This is a genomic window from Sphingomonas sp., assembly GCF_036387535.1.
GTDB lineage: Bacteria > Pseudomonadota > Alphaproteobacteria > Sphingomonadales > Sphingomonadaceae > Sphingomonas_R.
In genome coordinates this window covers 16,240-39,079 of the sequence record NZ_DASVTO010000005.1, presented here as the reverse complement: position 1 = coordinate 39,079, position 22,840 = coordinate 16,240, and the positions used below count along the sequence as shown (strand labels likewise).

The 22,840-nt window shown below is 65.2% G+C and carries 17 protein-coding genes and 1 other RNA gene; 15 read left to right on the top strand and 3 right to left on the bottom strand.

The genetic code is table 11. The features are described from left to right. The 3 genes from VF649_RS01195 to VF649_RS01185 all read left to right on the top strand — a co-directional run. A partial coding sequence (locus VF649_RS01195; protein ID WP_414713621.1) for an HdaA/DnaA family protein occupies positions 1–326 on the top strand: 326 nt, incomplete at its 5' end. A 10-nt stretch (positions 327–336) separates the two neighbouring features. After that, positions 337–2,523 (top strand): RNA degradosome polyphosphate kinase, encoded by a 2,187-nt coding sequence (locus VF649_RS01190; RefSeq protein ID WP_331010128.1) that lies wholly within the window; start codon positions 337–339, stop codon positions 2,521–2,523. 204 nt (positions 2,524–2,727) lie between these two features. After that, positions 2,728–4,224: a Ppx/GppA family phosphatase gene (locus VF649_RS01185; protein ID WP_331010127.1), complete on the top strand. Its 1,497-nt coding sequence runs from the start codon at positions 2,728–2,730 to the stop codon at positions 4,222–4,224. 171 nt (positions 4,225–4,395) lie between these two features. On the opposite strand, the gene rnd is transcribed toward VF649_RS01185, so the two are convergent. Beyond that, on the bottom strand, positions 4,396–5,595 hold the full coding sequence (gene rnd / locus VF649_RS01180; RefSeq protein ID WP_331010126.1) for a ribonuclease D: 1,200 nt from the start codon (positions 5,593–5,595) through the stop codon (positions 4,396–4,398). Positions 5,596–5,684: 89 nt separating this feature from the next. Between rnd and aspS the strand changes: the two genes are divergently transcribed. Beyond that, complete coding sequence (gene aspS / locus VF649_RS01175; protein ID WP_331010125.1) at positions 5,685–7,460, top strand: aspartate--tRNA ligase; 1,776 nt, start codon at positions 5,685–5,687, stop codon at positions 7,458–7,460. 73 nt (positions 7,461–7,533) lie between these two features. Beyond that, positions 7,534–8,340, top strand: coding sequence for a polyphosphate kinase (locus tag VF649_RS01170; protein ID WP_331010124.1), 807 nt, complete (start codon positions 7,534–7,536; stop codon positions 8,338–8,340). On the opposite strand, the gene VF649_RS01165 is transcribed toward VF649_RS01170, so the two are convergent. Both VF649_RS01165 and VF649_RS01160 read right to left on the bottom strand, forming a co-directional pair. Continuing rightward, positions 8,319–8,810: a GreA/GreB family elongation factor gene (locus VF649_RS01165; protein WP_331010123.1), complete on the bottom strand. Its 492-nt coding sequence runs from the start codon at positions 8,808–8,810 to the stop codon at positions 8,319–8,321. The genes VF649_RS01170 and VF649_RS01165 overlap by 22 nt on opposite strands. A 119-nt stretch (positions 8,811–8,929) precedes the next feature. Then, positions 8,930–10,918, bottom strand: a complete 1,989-nt coding sequence (locus VF649_RS01160; protein ID WP_331010130.1) for a lytic transglycosylase domain-containing protein — start codon at positions 10,916–10,918, stop codon at positions 8,930–8,932. Between the two features lie 107 nt (positions 10,919–11,025). On the opposite strand from VF649_RS01160, the gene dapA reads away from it, so the two are divergent. The 10 genes from dapA (at position 11,026) to ffs (ending at position 22,793) form a co-directional block, all read left to right on the top strand. Beyond that, the gene (gene dapA / locus VF649_RS01155; RefSeq protein ID WP_331010122.1) at positions 11,026–11,901 is read left to right on the top strand and encodes a 4-hydroxy-tetrahydrodipicolinate synthase; all 876 of its coding nucleotides are present in this window, start codon (positions 11,026–11,028) and stop codon (positions 11,899–11,901) included. Positions 11,902–11,968: 67 nt separating this feature from the next. Then, a complete protein-coding gene (gene smpB / locus VF649_RS01150) occupies positions 11,969–12,451 on the top strand; it encodes an SsrA-binding protein SmpB (protein ID WP_331010121.1) in 483 nt (160 codons plus the stop codon). Next, positions 12,444–13,010, top strand: a complete 567-nt coding sequence (locus tag VF649_RS01145) for a DUF2062 domain-containing protein (RefSeq protein WP_331010120.1) — start codon at positions 12,444–12,446, stop codon at positions 13,008–13,010. Before smpB ends, VF649_RS01145 begins: the two co-directional genes overlap by 8 nt. 123 nt (positions 13,011–13,133) lie before the next feature. Continuing rightward, a complete protein-coding gene (locus tag VF649_RS01140; RefSeq protein ID WP_414713620.1) occupies positions 13,134–15,185 on the top strand; it encodes a M13 family metallopeptidase in 2,052 nt (683 codons plus the stop codon). Between the two features lie 84 nt (positions 15,186–15,269). Next, positions 15,270–17,696, top strand: coding sequence for an ATP-binding protein (locus VF649_RS01135; protein WP_331010119.1), 2,427 nt, complete (start codon positions 15,270–15,272; stop codon positions 17,694–17,696). 99 nt (positions 17,697–17,795) lie between these two features. Further along, positions 17,796–18,155, top strand: coding sequence for a response regulator (locus VF649_RS01130; protein WP_331010118.1), 360 nt, complete (start codon positions 17,796–17,798; stop codon positions 18,153–18,155). A gap of 106 nt (positions 18,156–18,261) precedes the next feature. Then, on the top strand, positions 18,262–19,326 hold the full coding sequence (gene recA / locus VF649_RS01125) for a recombinase RecA (RefSeq protein WP_331010117.1): 1,065 nt from the start codon (positions 18,262–18,264) through the stop codon (positions 19,324–19,326). A gap of 819 nt (positions 19,327–20,145) precedes the next feature. Continuing rightward, a complete protein-coding gene (locus tag VF649_RS01120; protein ID WP_331010116.1) occupies positions 20,146–21,333 on the top strand; it encodes a type III PLP-dependent enzyme in 1,188 nt (395 codons plus the stop codon). A gap of 147 nt (positions 21,334–21,480) precedes the next feature. Beyond that, complete coding sequence (locus VF649_RS01115; RefSeq protein ID WP_331010115.1) at positions 21,481–22,539, top strand: 1,9-bis(guanidino)-5-aza-nonane synthase; 1,059 nt, start codon at positions 21,481–21,483, stop codon at positions 22,537–22,539. A gap of 158 nt (positions 22,540–22,697) precedes the next feature. Continuing rightward, positions 22,698–22,793, top strand: an RNA gene (ffs, locus tag VF649_RS01110) — signal recognition particle sRNA small type. Positions 22,794–22,840 lie beyond the last annotated feature (47 nt).

The following is a 22,840-nucleotide window of genomic DNA, read 5'->3' as shown; positions in this document are numbered from 1 at the left end:
ATCGGCCGCCGCCGCTGTGGCATGCGACGCTGCCGGACCTGCGTTCGCGGCTGGGGGCGACGCCTGCGGTCGCGATCGGCGATCCCGACGACGCGCTGGCCGCGGCGTTGCTGGCAAAAGGCCTGGGTGCGCGCGGCCTGCCGCTGGCGCCACTGGTGGCAAGCTATATCCTGGCGCGGGTCGACCGGAGCCATGTCGCGATCGCACGCGTGGTGGATGCACTGGACAGCGCCGCGCTGGTGCGTCAGCAGGGTCTTACCATCCCTTTGGCGCGTACCGCGTTGATCGCCTGCGGATTCATCGACGCGTCATCGGACATCCGCTAAGGTCCCGGTCATGGAAACGTCCGCTGTCCCGCTCCCGCCCGCTGCCTTCCCTGATCCTGCAGCACCGCCGATTTCGCTCCGTGAGCGCTATTTCAACCGGGAGCTGAGCTGGCTGGCGTTCAACCAGCGCGTGCTGGACGAGGCGTGCAACGAGGCGCATCCGTTGCTGGAACGGCTGCGCTTCCTGTCGATCTCCGGAAACAACCTCGATGAATTCTTCATGGTCCGGGTCGCGGGGCTGAAGGGTCAGATGTTGCAGGACGTCGATACGCGGTCACCCGACGGGCTGACCGTGGCGCAGCAACTGGCCGCCATCACCGAGCGTGCCGACCGGTTGATGGATGCGCAGCAGCGCGTGTGGACCAGCCTGCGCGCGCAACTGGCCGATGCGGGGCTGGACGTGCTCGACCTGGCCGAGATCCGGGATGACGAGACCGTGTGGCTGGAGCGGTTCTTCCGGGAACAGGTGTTTGCGGTGCTGACGCCGCAGGCACTGGACCCGGCGCATCCGTTTCCGTTCATTCCGAACAAGGGTTTCAGCCTGATCTTCGACCTGCGCCGGCTGGCCGACGATGAGCCCATCCGCGAATTGCTGATGGTGCCGGCGACCCTGCCGAGTTTCGTGCGCTTGCCCGATCTGGAGATGGACAAGGGCGTGCGGCCCCGCGCGCGCTATGTCGCGATCGAAACCGTGATCCGGCGGTTCACCAATGTCCTGTTCCCCGGATATGAGGTGCAAGGCGACGGCGCGTTCCGGATCATCCGTGACAGCGATATCGAGCTGGAGGAGGAAGCGGAGGATCTGGTCCGCTACTTCCGATCCGCGATCAAGCGGCGGCGCAAGGGGCGCGTGATCCTGCTGGTGATGGAAGTCGGGATGCCCGACGATCTGGAAAAGCTGGTGAAGGAGGAGATTGGCGGCAGCGACGCGATCATCACCGATACCGGGCGCTTCCTGGGGATCGCCGATCTGGAACAGCTGGTTGACGAGGATCGGCCGGACCTGAAATTCCCGCTCTTCAATCCGCGGTTTCCCGAACGGATCCGGGAACATGGCGGCGACTGTTTCGCGGCGATCCGGTCGAAGGACATCGTCGTCCATCACCCGTACGAGTCGTTCGACGTCGTGCTCGCCTTCCTGAAACAGGCGGCGCAGGATCCGGACGTGGTCGCGATCAAGCAGACGCTGTACCGCGCCGGCAAGCAGTCGGCGGTGATCCGCGCGCTGGTTGACGCGGCCGAGGCGGGCAAGTCGGTCACTGCGGTCGTCGAGCTGAAGGCGCGGTTCGACGAGGAACAGAATCTGATGTGGGCCAGCCAGCTGGAGCGCGCGGGCGTCCAGGTGGTCTATGGGTTCATCGACTGGAAGACGCATGCCAAGGTATCGATGGTGGTGCGGCGCGAAAACGGAACCTACCGCACCTACTGTCATTTCGGCACCGGCAATTATCACCCGGTGACGGCGCGCATCTATACCGATCTCAGCTTCTTCACCGCCGATCCGCGCGCCGGGCGCGATGCCGCGCGGCTGTTCAACTATATCACCGGCTATGTCGAACCGCATGACATGGAATTGCTGACGATTTCCCCGATGGGGTTGCGCGAAAGGTTGGCCGAGCTGATCGACGCCGAGATCGACATCGCGCGCGCCGGCGGCGAAGGGTCAATCTGGATCAAGATGAACTCGCTGGTCGATCCGGCGATCATCGAGAAGCTGTACCGGGCGAGTGCGGCGGGGGTGCAGATCGACTGCATCATCCGCGGCATATGCTGCCTGCGTCCCGGCGTGCCGGGATTGAGCGACAATATCCGCGTGCGATCGATCGTCGGGCGGTTCCTGGAACATAGCCGGATCATGTGCTTCGGGAACGGCGCGGCGCTGCCGAACCGGCAGGCGAAGGTCTATATCTCCTCCGCCGACTGGATGCCGCGCAACTTCGACCGGCGCGTGGAATATCTTCTGCCGATCGAGAATGCGACCGTGCATGCGCAGATCCTGGAACAGGTGATGGTCGCCAACCTGATCGACGACGAGCAGAGCTGGCAATTGCAGGCCGACGGCGATTATGAGCGCGTGCACACCGGGCGGCGGCATTTCAACCTCCACCGCTACTTCATGACCAATCCGTCGCTATCGGGCCGGGGCGAGGCGCGAAGCGGTGCGGTGCCGAAGCTGAGCCTGAAGCGCGGGGCTTAGTGTTTTTCCTTGCCCTCTCCCTGCACGAAAGAGAGGGGTCCCTTCGCCCTTGCGAATGGCAGGGTGAGGAAAGAATCGGGTCACAGGCTTCGGGTTGTGTGACGGGATCGGCCTCTCCCTCCTTCTTACCCTCTCCCGGAAGGGGAGGGTAAGAAGGAGGGAGAGGGCTTCCACATTCCCTCCTTCTCGGCTAACTCCCGCGGCATGGCCCTACCCCTATTCCGTCGCAAGGATGAGGCCGCGTCCGCGCCCGGTCGCATCGGGATCATTGATATCGGGTCAAATTCGATCCGACTGGTCGTCTATGACGCGCCGACCCGGACACCGGTGATCCTGTTCAACGAGAAGGTGATGGCCGGGCTTGGCAAGGGCCTGACCAAGGACGGCGCGCTGGCCGAAGAGGGCATGGCGCGCGGGCTGGTGGCGCTGGCCCGGTTCGCGACGCTGGCGCGGCAGATGCAGGTGGCGACGCTGCGCACGGTCGCGACCGCGGCGGTACGCGATGCCCGCAACGGTGCCGCGTTCCTGCAGCAGATCGCGGCGCTGGGGCTCGATGTGGAATTGCTGTCGGGCGATGCCGAAGCGACGATGGCGGGCATGGGGGTGCTGGCCGGGATACCCGGTGCCGACGGGATCGTCGGCGATCTGGGTGGTGGCAGCCTGGAACTGATCCGCGTTCGTGACGGCGCGGTGCATCAGAAATTGTCGTTGCCGCTGGGCGTATTGCGGTTGGGCGCGATCCGGGCACAGGGGCGGGGGGTGCTGGACCGTACCGTCGCCAGCGGATTGGAGGCGGCGGGGTGGACCGATCTGCCGCTCGGCCTGCCGCTTTACCTGGTCGGGGGGTCGTGGCGCGCGCTGGCGCGGCTCGACATGTATCTGGAGGATTGGCCGCTGCCGATCATCCATCATTATCGCATGCCGGCGGACCGCGCGGCGCGGCTGGTGCGCGTGCTGGCGCAGATCGACAAAAAGCGGCTGCGTGAGGTGGTCGGGCTGTCGACGTCGCGCATGCCGACCTTGCCTGATGCCGCCGCGCTGCTGAGCGTCGTCGTGCGCCAGTTGCAGTCAAGCTCGCTGATCGCGTCGGCGTACGGCCTGCGCGAGGGATTGCTGCATGCGGCGCTGTCGGAGGCGCAGCGGCGCGAGGATCCGCTGGTCACCGCCGCGCGCGAGGAAGGCATCCGGCAGGGACGGTTTCCGGAGCATGGCGACCTGCTCGATCGCTGGATCGCGCCGCTATTCCCGCAGGAGGGCGCGGAGGATGCCCGGATCCGGCATGCCGCCTGCCTGCTTGCGGATGTAGGGTGGCGCGCGCATCCCGAATTTCGCGCCGAACGCGGGCTGGAAACCGCGCTGCACGGCAATTGGGTCGGGATCGACGCCCGTGGCCGGGCACTGATGGCGCGCGCACTCTATACCAGCTTTGGCGGCACGTTGCCGGTACCGCTGTTGGATCATCTGTTCACGCCGGAGGACAAGGCGATGGCGGACCGCTGGGGCCTGGCCATGCGGCTGGGACAGCGCCTGTCGGGCGGCGTCGCGGGGCCGTTGCAGGGCAGCGCGCTGGACCTGACGGCCGATGCGGTACGGCTGACACTGCCCGCCGATTGCGGCGATCTGGCCGGGGAAACCGTCGAGCGCCGGCTGAAATCCCTGGCGACCGCGCTGGGGCGCAAGCCGGTGCTGGCGGTGGGGTAAGAGCGCTGGTTGGTGGATTCGAGTTGGTCGATCAGCTTTGATGGGTTCTCGACAGGCTCGAACCGAACGGAGGTCGGGGATCTTAAACCGAAGGGTTGGCGAGGAAACGCGAACCGACCGGGCTGATGGGGATCACTCAAACATCGCCGTTGCTGATTTGCCTTGAACCTTTCAGCCCGGGATGACGTGGTCCAGATCACTTTCGAGCGCGGTGCGGGTCATGGTGAGTTTGCCGTTGACGACCGCGAAGGCGAGGCGGCCTTCCACCAGGTCGAGCGCGTCGCGGCCGAACTGTTCGTAGCGCCAGCCTTCCAGCATCGACAGGCCGTCGCGGCGGCCGGCGGCGAGCAGTTCGAGTTCGTCGGCGCGGGCGATCAGTTTGGACGCGACGTCGGCATCGCGGGCGCGGATCTTGAGCAGCAGTTTAAGAAGGTCGGCGACCAGTGCGCCGTCCTTGCCAAGGCCGGGCTTGCGATCCTCGCGCGGGGGCATTTCGGAGTCGGGTAGCGGGGTCGCATCCTGGATGACCTTGAGCAGGCGCGCGCCGATCTCGTTCGAGGCCCAGCTGGGGGACAGGCCACGAACGCGACCGAGATCGCCTTGTGCAACCGGCGGGTGCGCAGCGATGTCGGCGATCGTCTCGTCCTTGATCAGGCGACCGCGGGGCAGGTTCTTCTGCTGCGCCTCGCGTTCGCGCCAGGCGGCGATCGCCTTCAACCGGCCGAGCACTTCGGGCTTGCGGCTGGGCATCTTGATCCGCAGCCAGGCGAGATCGGGAATGTTCACATAGCTCGCCGGATCGCCAAGCCGCTCCATCTCCTGATCCAGCCACGCACCGCGGCCCTGGCGCTTGAGCTTGCCGAGCATCTTCGGGAAGATCTGCGCCAGATAGGTGACATCGCCGATCGCATAGTCGATCTGGCGCTTGTCGAGCGGGCGGCGGGCCCAGTCGGTGAAGCGGGCCCCCTTGTCGAGCTTCACACCCACCATGCTTTCGACGAGGTTGGAATAGCCGATCTGTTCCCCCATGCCGAGCGCCATCGCCGCGATCTGCGTATCGAACAGTGGGTAGGGTGTCTTGCCGGTGATGTTGTGAATGATCTCCAGATCCTGGCCGCCGGCATGGAATACCTTCAATACGTCCATGTTTTCCACCATCAGGTCCATCAGCGGGGTCATGTCCAGCCCCTTGGCCTTAGGGTCGATCGCGGCCGCTTCCTCGGCATCGCCGATCTGGATCAGGCAGAGTTCGGGCCAGTAGGTATTTTCGCGCATGAATTCGGTGTCGACCGCCACGAACGGCGATCGGGCGAGACGGGCACAGAGATCGGCAAGGGTCTGGCTGTCGGTGATCAGGGGATGGATCTTCATGCGCCCGTCATAGCGGCTGTACGCGCCTTGACAAACCGCGGGCGCACGCGTGAAGCGGCGGCATCCCGTTTCACCAAAAAGTTGATGTCATGCACGCCTATCGCTCGCACACCTGCGCCGCCCTTCGCGAAAGCGACGTCGGCGAGACCGTTCGCCTTTCCGGCTGGATCCATCGCAAGCGCGACCATGGTGGCGTGCTGTTCGTCGATCTGCGCGATCATTACGGACTGACCCAGATCGTGGCGAAGGCGGACAGCGAAGCCTTGCGCATCCTGGACGGGTTGCGGGCCGAATCGGTGGTTACCATCGAAGGCACGGTGGTGGCGCGCGGACCGGACGCGACCAATCCGAACCTTGCCACCGGCGCGATCGAGGTGGTGGCGGATGCCGTCACCGTGCAGTCGGCGGCGCAGGAGTTACCGATGCCGGTGGCGGGCGACCAGGATTATCCCGAGGATATCCGGCTGCGATATCGCTTTCTCGACCTGCGGCGCGAGCGCATCCACCAGAATATCGTGCTGCGATCGAACGTGATCGCCAGCATCCGACGGCGGATGATCGATCAGGGATTCATGGAATTCCAGACCCCGATCCTGACCGCGTCATCGCCGGAAGGCGCGCGCGACTATCTGGTGCCGAGCCGGGTGCATCCGGGCAAATTCTACGCGCTGCCGCAGGCGCCGCAGATGTTCAAGCAGCTGCTGATGGTCGCCGGATTTGATCGTTATTTCCAGATCGCGCCCTGTTTCCGGGACGAGGACGCGCGCGCGGACCGTTCACCAGGCGAGTTCTACCAGCTTGATTTCGAGATGAGCTTCGTCACGCAAGACGATGTTTTCGCAGCGATCGAGCCGGTACTGCACGGCATTTTCGAGGAGTTCGCCAAGGGCCGGACGGTGACGCCGGCGCCGTTCCCGCGCATCGCCTATCGCGATTCCATGCTGCGGTACGGATCGGACAAGCCAGACCTGCGCAACCCGATCGAGATCATCGACGTGACCGAGCATTTCGTCGGATCGGGCTTCGGCCTGTTCGCGCGGATCGTGGAGGGTGGCGGCGCGGTCCGCGCGATCCCGGCGCCGGGCGCGGGGGCGAAGAGCCGGAAGTTCTTCGACGACATGAACGACTGGGCACGGGCGGGTGGCCATGCCGGTCTGGGCTATATCAACATGAAGGACGGCGTGCCGGCCGGTCCGATCGCGAAGAACCACGGCGAAGAGGCGACGGCCAAGCTGATCGCGGCGCTGGGGCTGGGGCCGAACGACGGCGTGTTCTTCGCGGCGGGCAAGGAATTGCCGACCGCCAAGCTGGCGGGGGCGGCGCGGACGCGGACGGCCGAGGAACTCGGCCTGATCGAGGAGGGCGTGTTCAAATTCTGCTGGGTCGTCGACTTTCCGATGTTCGAATATGACGAGGACGCCAAGAAGGTCGATTTCAGCCACAATCCCTTCTCCATGCCCCAGGGCGAACTGCACGCGCTGGAGACGATGGATCCGCTCGATATCCTGGCGTATCAATATGATATCGTCTGTAACGGAGTTGAACTCTCCAGTGGTGCGATCCGGAACCACAAGCCGGAAATCATGTACAAGGCATTCGAGATCGCGGGTTACAGCCAGGCGGATGTGGATGCGAGCTTCTCCGGCATGATGAACGCGTTCAAATATGGCGCGCCGCCGCATGGCGGGTCCGCGCCGGGGATCGACCGGATCGTCATGCTGCTGGCGGAGGAGCCGAACATCCGCGAAGTCGTGCTGTTCCCGATGAACCAGCGCGCCGAGGACCTGATGATGCAGGCACCGGCGCCAGCGACGCCGAAGCAGTTGCGGGAGCTGTCGATCCGGGTGGTGGACGGGGTCGGTTGATCGCAGGCGGGAACCCGCGCCGCCCCGTCCGGTTCGGACAGGATCATCCCATGACGACGACGGGAACCCGCCGATGACCATCCACCTGTCCGATCAGGAAGCCGGCAAGAAATATGACGGCGATTATGCGGACGACCTGGCGGCGTTGCAGGCGCGGCTGGCGAAGATCCAGGTCGCGCACATCGTCCACCAACGACGATCGATCATCCTGTTCGAAGGCTGGGATGCAGCAGGCAAGGGCGGGGCGATCCAGCGCCTGACCGCGGAGTGGGATCCGCGCAACTATCGGGTGTGGCCGATCGCGGCCCCGACGCCGGAGGAAAAGCGCCGCCATTTCCTGTGGCGGTTCTGGAACCGGTTGCCGGGGGACGGCGAGATCGCGGTGTTCGATCGCAGCTGGTACGGCCGGGTACTGGTCGAGCGGATCGAAGGCTATGCCATGCCGGACATCTGGGCGCGGGGTTATGCCGAAATCAACGCGTTCGAGGCGCAGCAGGCAGCCGATGGGACCGCGATCGTCAAGATCTTCCTGCACATCACCCAGGACGAGCAGGACGAACGCATCCTGCGCCGCATTGCGCATCCGTGGAAACGCTGGAAAACAGGTGCCGACGACTTCAGGAACCGTGACAAGCGCGCCGGCTATCTGGATGCGATGCAGGACATGTTCGACAAGACCGATACCGATGTCGCGCCGTGGCATGTCATTGACGGCAACAACAAGAAGGCGGCACGGATCGCGGTGTTGCAGACGATCGTCGACCGCCTGGAACGCCATGTGCCGATGAAGGCACCGGACGCGGACCCGGCGACGATGGCACTGGCCCGCGCGCATTATGGCGCCGCGCTGAAGTTGGATCAGGGATCCGCATCGGGATAGGCGATCGCGATCACCTCATAGTCCTTCGCACCGCCAGGCAGATCGACGCGGCGGACATCGCCGATAATGGCCCCGCGTAGTGCGAAGGCGATGGGAGAGCGCCAGCTGATCCGGCCGGCACTGGCGTCGGCCTCGTCCTCCCCCACCAGCGTCAGGATGCGTTCTGCGTCGTCCTCGTCCGCGATCGTGACACAGGCGCCGAACAGCACCTTGTGGCGCTCGGTCTGTCGACCGGGATCGACCACCTTGGCGGACTTCATCCGCTTTGACAGCCATCCGAGTTCGCGGTCGATTTCGCGCAGTCGTTTCCTGCCATAGATATAGTCGCCATTTTCGGACCGGTCGCCGTTGCCCGCCGCCCAGCTGATGACTTCCACCAGCTTGGGGCGCTCGTCACCCAGCAACTGGGCGTAGCGTTTCTGCATCGCGTGATAGCCGGCAGGCGTGATGTAGTTCGGGCGATCGGTCATCGGGTCAGGTTACGCCGTTTCGCAGGTCGCTGTCTTCCTGATCCCGTCTGCTCGGGGCCTGGCGAGAGTCTTGCGCGGTGTTCTCGACAGGCTCGAACCGAACGGAGGGGCCGGGCACCTCAGGACGGGCGCTTGCCGAGATAGGCCGACAGCCGGTTCGTCGCAGGCATGCGCGCGCGGGTGGGGTTCATCATGTCGTAGACCACAGCATTTTCAAGGACATGCTGGACATAGCCGCGAGTTTCGCTGAGCGGAATCGCCTCGATCCAGTCGATGACGTCGACGCCGGGCATGCGCGGATCGCCGTTGGCGCGGAGAAAGCGGTTCACATTGCCGGGGCCGGCGTTGTAGCTGGCGATCGCGAGCACATGGCTGCCGCCATAATAGTCGAGCATCCGCCGGAAATAGGTCGAGCCGAGCAGGATATTATACTGCGTATCGCTGGTCAGCCGACCATAATCATAGGGCAGGCCGAGCTTGGTCGCGGTTTCGCGCGCGGTGGCGGGCATGAGCTGCATCAGGCCACGCGCGCCGACGCGGCTGTTGGCCTGGCGATCGAACTGGCTTTCCTGCCGGCTGATCGCGTGGATCATCGTCCAGTCGCCGGCCACCGGTCCGGGAACGCTGACGATCGGAAAGCCGTAGCGGACGGGATCGGTGGTGCCGATCCGCGCGTTGCGCGCGACCATCACACCAAGATCGGGGCGGCCGATCTGGCGCGACAGCTCGACCGCGAGCTGATGCGCGGTCTGGTCCCTGGCGTCTGCGGCGATCGCGCGGACGAATAGCGACTGATCCTGCCAATTGCCATCCCGGCCGAGCAGGCGCGCCGCGCGCACCGGTTCGCTGGCGTCGAACGCGGCACGTTGCGCCGGAGCGATCGCGGCCGGCGCCGTCTCCGGAGGCAGCAGCAGCGGGCGTCCGAGCCGTTCGGCGGACAGCTGCCCGTAAAACTGGTCGATATGCTGCGCGGCCTCGGTTAGATAGGCGGTGGCGGCGGCGGCGTTGCCGGCCGCCTGCGCGGCGCGGCCGGCCCAGTACAGGCCCTTGGTCTGAGTCTGCGGCGTCTGCGCCGCACGGGCATAGCGCGCGAACATCGTCGCGGCATCGGCTGGACGGGCGAGCTTCTTGAGTGCGGTGATTCCGCCCAGCCAGACCAGGCTGGTATAATCGTCGCGTTCATCCAGATCGCGTTCGCGGATGTCGGTGCCGGGTGGGAATGCGGCTTCCGCCTTCTCCGCGATCGCATAGGCGAAGCTGGACTGGTTGTCCGTCGCCGCGGCGCGGGCGATGGTCAGCAACGTGTCGAGATAGCGTTCGGGATCATAGGGTTGGCCCTGAATCTGCAACGGCGCCGCAAGATAGGCGCGCGCCGCCGGGCTCTGGCCCGTGTTGCGCAGCCAGTTGGCACGATCGACGACATAGCCGGGATCGCTGTCGAACCCGGCGGGGGCGACACCGGCGCCCGGCTGGTTACCCTGCAGCGCCAGTCGTGCGGCATAGAGCGGCCGGCGGGCGACGGAGGCAAGTGCGAGTTGCCGTGTGGCAGGCACGGTCGCGCGCGCCCAGAGCAATGCCTCCATCCGGCGATCCTGATCCGTCGGCGAAAAACCGCCGCCAAAACGGGTGAGCAGCCCGGCCTCGATATCGGCTGGCATGAAACCGCCGGTCCAGGCGGCCGTGGCGGCGCGTTGCGCATCCGCGGTGCGGCCGAGCGCGGACAGCGCGTCGGCCTGGCGCGCAAAGGCCGACGGGGAGTTCGGTGGGAAGCGCGTGAAATAGGCAACCACCAGTTGCGGATCGGCGCCCATGGTTTCCAGGCGCTTTTCCGCCGTGCGGCGCATCGCGGCCTCCCCCGGCCAGCCGGGATGGGCGGTCAGGAAGCGGGCATAATCGGCAAAGGCGAACCCGTCGCTCTGCCGCAGCCGGTTCCATTCGGCGATGACGGCGCGGATCGGATCATAGGCGGGTACGACCGGTGCGGTCACGGATGGCGGGGTTGGGGCCACAGCGGGCACGGCGGGCGCCAGGATGGCCGGTTGCGCGGTCAGCGCGGCCGCCGCTACCGATGCGAGCAGCGTGGAAGACAGGACGATACGACTAAGCATGCTGGACACGGTGGCAGGGGCGTCCTTATCAGGCGCTGAATGATCACGGGGCTGTGACATGCTGGCGACTATGCCGGTTGGCGGCGCCGGGGTGAAGGGAGAAGCGCATGTTTCGCGGGTCCATTCCGGCTCTGGTGACGCCGTTCCGCGACGGAGCGTTCGACGAACGCGCCTATCGGACATTCGTCGATTTCCAGATCGAATCGGGCAGCAGCGCGCTGGTGCCGTGCGGCACCACCGGCGAGAGCGCCACGATGACGATCGCGGAACATGACCGCGTGGTATCGGTGTGCGTCGAACAGGCCGCGGGGCGGGTGCCGGTGATCGCGGGCTGCGGATCGAACGACACGCAGGTCGCGCTGGAACATATGCAGGCGGCCAAGCGCGCGGGGGCGGCTGCGGCGCTGTTGGTGCCGCCCTATTACAACCGCCCCAGCCAGGCGGGCGTGATCGCGCATTTCGAAGCGCTCGCCGCCGGCTGCGACCTGCCGATCCTGCTGTACAATGTTCCGGCGCGGACGGTGGTCGACATTTCGGTGGAGACGATGGCGCATCTGGCAACGCTGCCCACCGTGATCGGGGTGAAGGACGCGACCGGCAATGCGGCGCGGGTGACGGCGCAGCGGCTGGCCTGCGGCACCGCGTTCTGCCAGCTGTCGGGCAATGACGACATGGCGCTCGGTTTCATGGCAATGGGCGGGGCGGGCTGCATTTCGGTCACGGCCAATGTCGCGCCGCGGCTGTGTGCGGATTTCCAGGCGGCGTGCCGGGAGGGACGCTGGCCCGACGCGCTGGCGTTGCAGGATCGGCTGTTCCCGCTGCACAGCGCGTTGTTCAGCGATGCGTCGCCCGGCCCGATCAAATATGCGATGTCGCGCGTGATGGCAGATTTCCCGACCGAACTGCGCCTGCCCATGACGTGGCCGTCCGAGTTGAGCCGCAATCTGGTCGATCACGCGCTGGAAATTGCCGGTCTGCTATGAATATCGTCCGGCGGCCCCATATCGGCGGTCGCGTCACATCCCCTTTCCACACGAGAATCATCGCCTGATGGCCCGGCCGAAGCCTGCTCAATTCGAAAAAGTGAAGGTCGTGGCGGAAAATCGTCGTGCCCGGTTCGAATATTTCCTGGAGGAATTTTTCGAGGCCGGCATCGCGCTGACCGGGACCGAGGTGAAGTCGCTGCGGTTCGGCGAGGGATCGATCGCCGAAAGCTATGCCGAGGTGAAGGACGGACAGGTGTTCCTGGTCAACGCCAATGTGTCCGAATATAATTTTGGCAATCGCTTCAATCATGAGCCCAAGCGCCCGCGCAAGTTGCTGTTGCACGAACGCGAGATCGAGAAGATGCGCAACGGCGTGTCTCGCGAAGGCATGACGCTGATCCCGATGGCGATCTACTTCAACGGGCGCGGACGCGCCAAGGTGGAGCTGGCGCTGGCCAAGGGCAAGAAACTGCACGACAAGCGCGAGGTGCAGAAGGATCGCGACTGGACCCGCGATCGCGCCCGGATCATGCGCGAACGTGGCTAAGACCTGGCTCGCCGATCGCATCCGCGCGATGTTGCCCAGCCGCGAGGAACTGGAGGGCAACCGCATGTTGCGGCCCGTCGCGCATCTGCTGCTGCGCCCGGCGTTGTGGCGGTTCACCCGGCGGTCAGTACCGCGCGCGATCGGACTGGGGCTGCTGGTCGGGATCTTCGTGATGATCCCGTTCGTGCAGCCACTGTCCGCGGCGCTGCTCGCGATCCCGTTTCGCGCCAATGTGCCGCTGACGGCGGGCACGACCCTGCTGTCGAACCCGGTCACGACCCCGTTGATCGTCATCGCCTCGCTGTGGATCGCCAGCGCCTTGTTCGGGATGGAAACCGACCCGGGATCCGTGATGCGGATGATCCATGCCGGCGCGAGCTTTGCCGATTGGAAACACTGGCTGTTGTCGTCGGCCGCGCCCGGCCTGCTCAGCGGGTTGACCGTCCTGGCGGTTGCGTCCGGAGTGATCGGATATGCGCTGGCGACGATCGGCTGGCGGATCTGGATCGGGCACAAATGGCATGCCCGCGCCCGCGAGCGCGGCGCGCGCTGCGACTGATTTTCGACGGAAGGTCCGGATCGATCGACGGACGTGCGCGTGGCCCGGCTTTCAAGCGGGGCGGGCCCGTCTAGACTGATGCGTTTCGCGGCATTCCGCGACTGGCTGTATTGAAGGATTATCATGCATCTGAAGATCGCCCTGCTCGGCGCGCCCGCCTTGGCCGCCATCGCCACCGTTACCTATGCCTTGCAGCCGGCCACGCCGCCGGCGGCCGTCACCGCACCGTCCGGCGCGCCGCAGATCGGCACGTACGGCTTCGACACCGGCGGGATGGACCGCAGCGTCGCGCCCGGCGACAATTTCGACAGCTTTGCCAATGGCGTATGGAAAAAGACGCATCCGATTCCTGCGGATCGATCCAGTTACGGCATGTTCACGGCGCTTGACGACCTGTCGACGCAGCGCAGCCGCGAGATCCTGGAGGCGGCGGCCAAGATGCCGGGATCGAAGATGGGCGACCTCTATGCCAGCTTCATCGATGAAGCTGCTGTCAATGCCAAGGGCATCGCGCCGCTGAAGCCGACGCTGGCCGGGATCGCCGCGGTCAAGAGCAAGCAGGCGCTGGCCGCGAAGATGGGCGAATTGGCGCGCGTGGGCGTGGCATCCCCGTTCCGGATCGGCGTGGGACAGGATGACCGTGACCCCGAAACCTATATCGTCTCGCTCAGCCAGTCGGGCCTCGGCCTGCCGGACCGCGATTATTATCTGAAGAGCGACGCCAAGCTGGCCGAGGCGCGGACGGCATATGTCGCCTATCTGATCAAGCTGTTCACGCTGGCCGGGATCGCGGATGGCGCGGCGCGGGCGAAGGCGGTGATCGATTTCGAGACGCGGCTGGCGCAGGTGCAGTGGACGCGGATCGATTCGCGCGACAGCGTGAAGACCTACAACAAATGGATGCGCGCGGATTTCGCGGCGAAGGCACCCGGCTTCGATTGGGATGCCTATCTTGCCGCGACCGGGACGACCGCGCAGAAGCAGTTCCTGGTGGCGCAGCCCAGTGCCTTTGCCGGATCCGCGACGATCGTCGCGGCAACACCGTTGCCGGTGTTGAAGGACTATCTGACGCTGCGGGCGATCAACCGCTATGCCCCCTATCTGTCGCAGCCGTTCGTCGATGCCGCATTCGCGTTCAATTCCACGCAGTTGCAGGGAACACCGCAGAACCGTGATCGCTGGAAACGCGGCGTCGCGCTGGTGAACGCACAGATTGGCGAGGATCTGGGCAAGGCCTATGTCGCGCGCTATTTCCCGCCCGAGGCCAAGGCACAGGCCGACGCGCTGGTAAAGAACGTCATCGCCGCAATGGGCGAGCGGATCGACGGACTGACCTGGATGGCGCCGGAAACCAAGGTGAAGGCGCGCGCCAAGCTGGCGGCGTTCCGCCCCAAGATCGGCTATCCCGATCGCTGGCGGGATTATTCGGCGCTCCGGATCGTGCGGGGCGACCTGCTGGGCGATGTCCAGCGGTCGACCGCGTTCGAATATCAGCGCGACTTGAACAAGCTGGGCCAACCGCTGGATCGTGGGGAATGGGGCATGACCCCGACGACCATCAACGCCTATGCCAATTTCGGGATGAACGAGATCGTGTTCCCGGCCGCGATCCTGCAACCGCCTTTCTTCGATCCGAATGCGGATGCGGCAATCAATTATGGCGGGATCGGCGCGGTGATCGGCCACGAGATCAGCCATCATTTCGACGATCAGGGATCGCAATATGACGCGACCGGCAAGTTGACCGAATGGTGGACGCCCAAGGACGTCGCGCAGTTCAAGGCGCTGACCGCGCAGCTGGTGGCGCAATATGACGCCTATGAACCGATTCCGGGCCTGCATGTGCAGGGCGGGCTGACCCTGGGCGAAAATATCGGCGATCTGGCCGGGCTGACCGCGGCATACGGCGCCTATCAGAAGTCCCTTGGGGGCAAGCCCGCGCCGGTGATCGACGGGTTGACCGGTGACCAGCGTTTCTATCTGGGCTGGGCCCAGGTGTGGCGCCGCAACGACCGCGAGGCGGCCTTGCGCCAGCAATTGCTGACCGATCCGCATTCGCCCGCCGAGCAGCGCGTATCCGTCGTCCGCAATCTGGACCCGTGGTATGCGGCGTGGAAGCCGACGCCGGGATCGAAGCTGTACCTGACCCCGGAGCAGCGCGTCCGAATCTGGTAGCGTTGTCGAAGACGTCCATGTCGGGCGGTCAGGCGGCGGCTTCGGCTTGACGCTTGCCCCCCGGCGGGACGAAAGGGGGCGATCATGTCCTCCTCCCCCGAAACGCCCGCTGGTATCGATCCGATCACGCGCCTTGCCCTGATCTGCGTGGTCCTGGCGGGGGTCGTCAGCGCGGCGGCGATCGGGTGGATGGCCGGAGCGCCACTGGTCGCGACGCTGTTCCTGGCGACGGTGCTGACGCTGACCGCGCTGGTCTGGTTCACACGCGCCGTCCGCCGGCAATCGACGCTCGCGGGCACGCCGCTGGTCGACTGGTCGCTGACCTTTGCCGCGATCGAGCATGACGGGGATGCGATTGCCGTCACCGACCGTGACGGACGCCTGCTCTGTGCGAATCACGCCTATGAAGCATGGTTCGGCGGGTTGCCGGCGCCGTCCGCCATTGCGTTTGAGGGTGATGGCGCTTCGCGGCTGGCAGCCGGCGGCCGCGCCGCGTGGCGCGACGGGTCGGCTGACGTGACGGCGTTGCAGACGGCGGAGCAGCAACTTTCCGCACGCGTGGCCAGGGCGGGCCAGGCCGAAGACCATCTGGTCTGGCGGTTTCATCCGCATCATGTCCACGATCCCGCCCGCGACCTGCTGACGCTGGTGACCGGCGATCCGGGTCGGCAGATGGGGGCCGCGGGCGTGATGGCGGCGTTGGTGGACCGCGACGGGCGATTGCTCGGCGCGAACCGCGTGCTGTCCGCTCGCGCGCTGGACGCGGTCGATGCGGATGCGACCGGCCGGTTGCTGACCGATCTGTTGCGGCGCGGACCGGATGACCGCATCCGCTTCGCCGCGGACGGCGACGAGATCGATCCGCTGCGCCTGGTCCAGGTGCCGATCGATCATGACCGCGACACCAGCCTGTTCCTGATCCTGGACGAGAGCCCCGGCGCGGGATTGCCCGCGCCCAGTGCTGCGGCGGCGGCGGTCCATATCCATAATCTGCTTGCGATGCTGCCGCTGGGGCTGGCCCTGGCGGAGCGTGATGGCCGGTTGCTGTTCGTCAATGCCGCGTTCGAGCGGGCGGCAGGCCTTCAGCCGGGCCATGCGGTGGTCTATCCGAGCGATCTGGTGGTGAAGGAGGACAAGGGAGCCGTATCGGACGCGGTGCGGCGGTTCGGATCGGGGCGGCAACATTCGGGCGACCTTTCGATACGGCTGCGGCACCGGCCGGAGGAACCGGTATCGCTGACCATCGCGACCGCGCGCGGGCTGGGCGACGCATCGGTTCTGCTCAGTCTGAAGGACAGCACCGAAGAGTCCAAGTTGAAGCGGCAGGTGGCGCAGGCGACGAAGATGCAGGCGGTGGGCCAGCTTGCCGGCGGCGTCGCGCATGATTTCAACAACATTCTGACGGCGATCATCGGGCATTGCGACCTGATGATGATGCGCCATACGCCGGGCGACAGCGATTATGACGACATCCAGCAGATCAAGCATAATTCCAACCGCGCCGCCGGCCTGACCCGCCAGCTCCTGGCGTTTTCGCGTCAGCAGACGCTGCGGCCGCAGGTCCTGCAGCTGCCCGATGTCATTTCCGAAATCTCCAATCTGCTGAAACGCTTGCTGGGTGAAACCGTGACGTTGCAGGTGAAGCATGGTCGCGGACTGGGCGCGGTGCGGGCGGATCCGGGCCAGCTGGAGCAGGTGATCGTCAACCTGGCGGTGAATGCGCGCGACGCGATGCCGGGGGGCGGCACGCTGACGCTCCAGACCTACGGCGTCACCGCGGCGCAGGTCCGCGATCTGCGATCCGACGTGCTGCCGGTCGGCGACTATACCGCGCTCAGCGTCACCGACACCGGCACCGGCATTCCGCCGGAGGTGCTGGGCAAGGTGTTCGAACCGTTCTACACCACCAAGGAGGTCGGCAAGGGCACCGGCCTGGGCCTCTCGACCGTGTACGGCATCGTCAAGCAGTCCGGCGGCTTCATCTTCGCGGATTCGCAGATGGGGCAGGGGACGAGCTTCGTCATCTACCTTCCGGTGCATCAGGCGGATTCGAAAGCCGAAGTCGCGTTGCCGCCGCCGAAGGAAATGCCGTCGGAAGTCTGGGGCACCGGAACCATCCTGCTGGTCGAGGATGAGGACATGGTGCGCGCCGTCGCGGAACGTGCGCTGGTGCGGCAGGGATACCGCGTGCTGACCGCGTCCAACGGTGAACTCGCGCTGGAAATGCTGGGCATTGGCGAATGGGGCGCCGGCAATGCGGAGCCGGTGACGATCGACCTGCTGGTCACCGACGTGGTCATGCCCACCATGGATGGCCCGACGATGGTCCGCCACGCACGGGAACAGCTGCCGCAGCTTCCGGTGCTGTTCATGTCGGGCTATGCCGAGGAACAGCTGCGGCGGTCGATTGCGATCGACAATGTCGCGTTCCTGCCGAAACCCTTCTCCGTCCAGCAGCTGGGTCAGGCGGCGCGCGACGCGCTGGGTGCCGCGCTGGTGCGGACGAAATAGCGGGATCGCACCAGCATCTTGATTTCGCTTAACCATTGCTGTCACAGAGTGGCCGCCAAGCCACTATCGCAGCGGCCCTTCCCGCTTTAAAGCCGAGCCATGACCGAGCCTCTTTCCGTTCTAATCGTAGAAGACGAGCCGCTGATCGCGATGATGCTCGAAGATTTCGTCGACGCCCTGGGACATAATGTCGCGGGAAGCGCCGACACCGTCGCAACCGCGCTCGACCATATCGGTGGAACACCGTTCGACGTCGCTATCCTGGACGTCCACCTGCGCGGCGGGGAGCCGTCATGGGCCGTGGCCGACGCGCTGGCCGATCGCGGCATCGCGTTCGTGATCGCCACGGGCGGGATGATCGAACCGCCGCCGGAACGCCATGCCGCGGCGCCGACCCTGCCGAAACCGTTTACGATGGACCGCGTGGAAAGTGCGTTGCAGGCCGCCTGTCTTGCTTGACACGGCGCTCTCTACCAAATTGTTCGTTCCACACTTGTTCTCTTAGAACAAAGCGCGTACATGCCAATCCTACACGGACTGGACCTTGGACGAGAGGATCGACATCATGGCGGCTCAATTGAAGCTCATCGGATCCGAAAAGGAAAAGGCCGACATGGACAGGCAGAAGGCGCTCGAAGCCGCGCTGGCGCAGATCGATCGCGCATTCGGCAAGGGCTCGGCCATGAAGCTGGGCAGCAAGGAAGCGGTCGAGATTGAATCCATTTCCACGGGCTCGCTGGGGCTGGATATCGCGCTCGGCATCGGCGGTCTGCCGCGCGGGCGGATCGTGGAGATTTACGGCCCGGAATCATCGGGCAAGACCACATTGGCGCTGCATGTGATCGCGGAAGCGCAGAAGCTGGGCGGCACTGCGGCATTTGTCGATGCGGAGCATGCGCTGGATCCGAGCTATGCCAAAAAGCTGGGCGTCGACACCAACGAGCTGATCGTGTCGCAGCCGGACACGGGCGAACAGGCGCTGGAGATCACCGACACGCTGATCCGGTCCAATGCGATCGATGTGCTGGTGGTCGATTCGGTCGCGGCCCTGGTGCCGCGGGCGGAGATCGAGGGCGAAATGGGCGACAGCCATGTCGGCCTGCAGGCGCGATTGATGAGCCAGGCGCTGCGCAAGATCACCGGATCGATCAGCCGGTCGAAGACGCTGGTGATCTTCATCAACCAGATCCGCATGAAGATTGGCGTGATGTATGGTTCGCCCGAGACGACGACGGGCGGCAACGCGCTGAAATTCTATGCCTCGGTTCGTCTCGACATTCGGCGGACCGGGCAGATCAAGGATCGCGACGAGATCGTCGGCAACGCCACGCGGGTGAAGGTGGTCAAGAACAAGGTCGCGCCGCCGTTCAAGCAGGTCGAATTCGACATCATGTACGGCGAGGGCGTGTCCAAGAACGGCGAACTGCTCGATATCGGCGTCAAGGCTGGGCTGGTCGAGAAATCGGGCGCATGGTTCAGCTATGACTCGATCCGGATCGGGCAGGGCCGCGAGAATTCCAAGACCTATCTGCGCGAGAATCCCGAGATTGCCGAACGGCTGGAGAAGGCTATCCGCGCCAACGCAGCCGGGGTCGCCGAACAGATGATGACCGGTCCGGTCGAGGATTGAATGCGGGCGTCGGCAGATGAAGCCGGCGCCCGTTTTCCGTTCGATCACTGCCATGGGTCGCGGCCTGCGATCCTTGAGCCCTGACGGCCATCCGGCCCAGTGGTCCGGGGTCGGCTGATCACCCAGGTGATCCGTCGACGTGGGTGATGACCGACGGGTGTGCAACGGATGGTCGCCTGATCCGCCTTGGCGATTTGCAGCGATCGGGCCTTTCCAATGGAGGGACTGAAGGCGGGCGGACGAACGGCGCTGCGTTCCGGCGGGATGGCCGGTGGCGGACGGCGCGGCTGCTGGAACCGCGACCTTCGTCCGGCGGCAGATTGCTATGATCGGCATTGGTGGGACTGGGTAGCCGCTGCGTGGTTCATCCGATGACGACATGAGCCATTGGCGCCGCATCGCACCGGCATATGCGACAAGCACCGGTTCGGGCGGCTGGACTATGGCCGAGGGGCGAGCGCAAGCCATCGCGGTCGCGTCGGACGACACGTGACTCCCCATACCGCTTTTCGAGGGGCGGTACGCCGGGAATGAGTCGGCGCGGCGTCGGCCAATGGTTAACGTGCGACGGGATCCGCGGCGGTCGATCGGGCAGTCGGGCGTGATCGCATTGTTGCCGCAATGCCGCAAAAATCCTGGAAATGCGGGGTTCGTCGGTGGGTGCGCTCCCTTCGTCGCGGGATCGCCCGATCATCGACGATCGGTTTCGATTGCAACTTTACAGGGGGGGGCAGGGTTCCTATGTAACGCGTCCGCTGCCCCATGGGACTTCCACCGCAAGGCAGCTTTTGTCGGAACGACCACTGGAGGTCCCTTGAATTGCACAAGCATCATAGCGCGCTGGGGCTAGCAACCGCCCTTCGTCCGGTTCAGCCGGTCACGCTTCTTCGTCCGCACGCTGCACGGCGCGCGGCCCGGTTCTTCGTCGAGAAGTTCCAGGGCCGGTCGATGTATGCGGTAAAGGCGAACCCGTCGCCGGATCTGCTGCGGATCCTATGGGAAAGCGGCATCACGCATTACGACGTCGCGTCGATTGCGGAGGTGCGCCTGGTCGCGCGGACGCTGCCCGAGGCCACCCTGTGCTTCATGCACCCGGTCAAGGCGGAGGAGGCGATTGCGGAGGCCTATGCCGTTCACGGCGTCAGGACCTTTTCGCTCGACTCGCTGGAGGAACTGGAAAAGATCTGCCGCGCGACCAATGATGCGACCGACCTGACGCTCTGTGTCCGGTTGCGGGTGTCGTCGGATCACAGCAAGCTCAGCCTGGCATCCAAGTTCGGCGTCGAACCGCGTGATGCCGCGCCGTTGCTGCTGGCGACGCGGCAGGTGGCGGACGCGCTGGGTATCTGCTTCCATGTCGGATCGCAGGCGATGAGCCCGGCGGCCTATATCCAGGCGATGGGCCGGGTCCGCGCGGCGATCGTCGGTGCGGCGGTCACGGTCGACGTGATCGACGTCGGCGGCGGTTTTCCGTCGGCCTATCCCGGCATGACCCCGCCGCCGCTGGGGGCCTATTTCGATGCGATCAAGCAGTCGTTCGAGAGCCTGCCGATCAGCTATTCCGCAGAATTGTGGTGCGAACCCGGCCGTGCCTTGTGTGCGGAATATGCCAGCTTGCTGGTGCGGGTGGAGAAGCGCCGCGGCGACGAACTGTTCATCAACGACGGTGCCTATGGCGCGTTGTTCGATGCGGCGCATGTCGCCTGGCGGTTTCCGACCGAATTGCTGCGCGATACGGTGTCGACTACCAAGGATCTCGGTTTCAGTTTTTACGGCCCGACCTGTGACGACATGGATCATATGGTCGGTCCGTTCATGCTGCCGGGCGACACCAAGGCCGGCGACTATATCGAGATCGGGATGCTGGGGGCCTATGGCTGCGCGATGCGGACGGGGTTCAACGGCTTTACCGCCGGCGAGAATGTCGTCGTGACCGATGAGCCGATGGCCAGCGTATACGGCGAGGATGAGGACGTGATCGTCGCGTCGAACGTCGTTACGCTGTAATCAAAGCGGGTTAGACCGACCTGATCCCCTCCCTTGCCGGAGGGGGCGGGTGTGGGTCGTCCCGTTCCCAAGACCGTGATCGTGGGCCGCATGCGCCCACCCCTAGCCCCTGCCGCCTTGCGGGAGGGGAAGAAGCGAGAAGAAGCCATGACCGACACCAAGATCAACGACACCCGCAAGGCGGAACTGCTGTCCACCCAGGTCGAGCATATCGACATCAAGAGCTTCGACGCGCGCCCGATCGTGGACGCGATGAAGAAGATGTCGTTCACGAGCCGCGATCTCGGCCGGGCGACCGACATCTACAACCAGATGCTGGCGGATCGGGATTGCACGATCTTCCTGGTGATCGCGGGATCGACCAGCGCCGGCGGCTGCATGGACCTGTATGCCGAACTGGTGCGCAACAACATGGTCGACGGGATCGTCGCGACCGGCGCGTCGATCGTCGACATGGATTTCTTCGAAGGCCTGGGTCACAAACATTATCAGGCGCTGGAAGTGCCCGATGACGACACGCTGCGCTCGCTGCTGATCGACCGGATCTACGACACCTATATCGACGAAGAACAGTTGCAGCATGTCGACCACACGATCTTCGAGATCGCCGAGACGCTGGAACCGCGCCCCTATAGCTCGCGCGCGTTCATTCGCGAGATGGGCAAATATCTGGTCGAGCATGGCAAGAAGGAGAACAGCCTCGTCAAGCTCGCCTATGAGCATGACGTGCCGATCTTCTGCCCGGCGTTCGTCGACAGCTCGGCCGGATTCGGCCTGGTCAAGCATCAGGTCGACAGCGTGAAGGCGGGCAAGCCCTATATGGTGCTGGATGCGATTGCCGATTTCCGCGAGCTGACCGACATCAAGATCAAGGCGGGCACCACCGGCCTGCTGATGATCGGCGGCGGCGTGCCGAAGAACTTCATTCAGGATACCGTCGTATGCGCCGAGATCCTGGGGCATGACGATGTTCAGGTGCACAAATATGCGGTGCAGATCACCGTGGCCGATGTCCGCGACGGTGCCTGTTCCTCATCGACGCTGCAGGAAGCGGCGAGCTGGGGCAAGGTGAACACGGGCATCGAACAGATGGTGTTCGCGGAAGCCGGATCGGTCATGCCGCTGCTGGCGTCGGACGCCTATCATCGCGGCCTGTGGAAGGACCGCCCGGTGCGCGCGTGGGGAAAGATCTTCGACGCCGCCTGAGGTGCGTATAATGGTGACCCCGGCCGTTCGAAGGCCGGGGATCGACGGCTGAAACAATCGAGGGCGATCGCCCCGCCTGGTGCGGGCCGGTCGCCCGCATTGCATTTCGGGCATGGGGATTTGGGTTGCCCTGGCGATCGTCATCGCGCATAGGCCGCGCGGGAGTCGGGCGGACGGTGCCGTCGCCAATCTGGTCAGGTCCGGAAGGAAGCAGCCACAACGATTTCGTGCCGGGTCGTTCCGGCTCCCACCCCGCGAGAACCGCGGTCCTGGACCGCCAGGGCCTTCGACAATCCGCCGC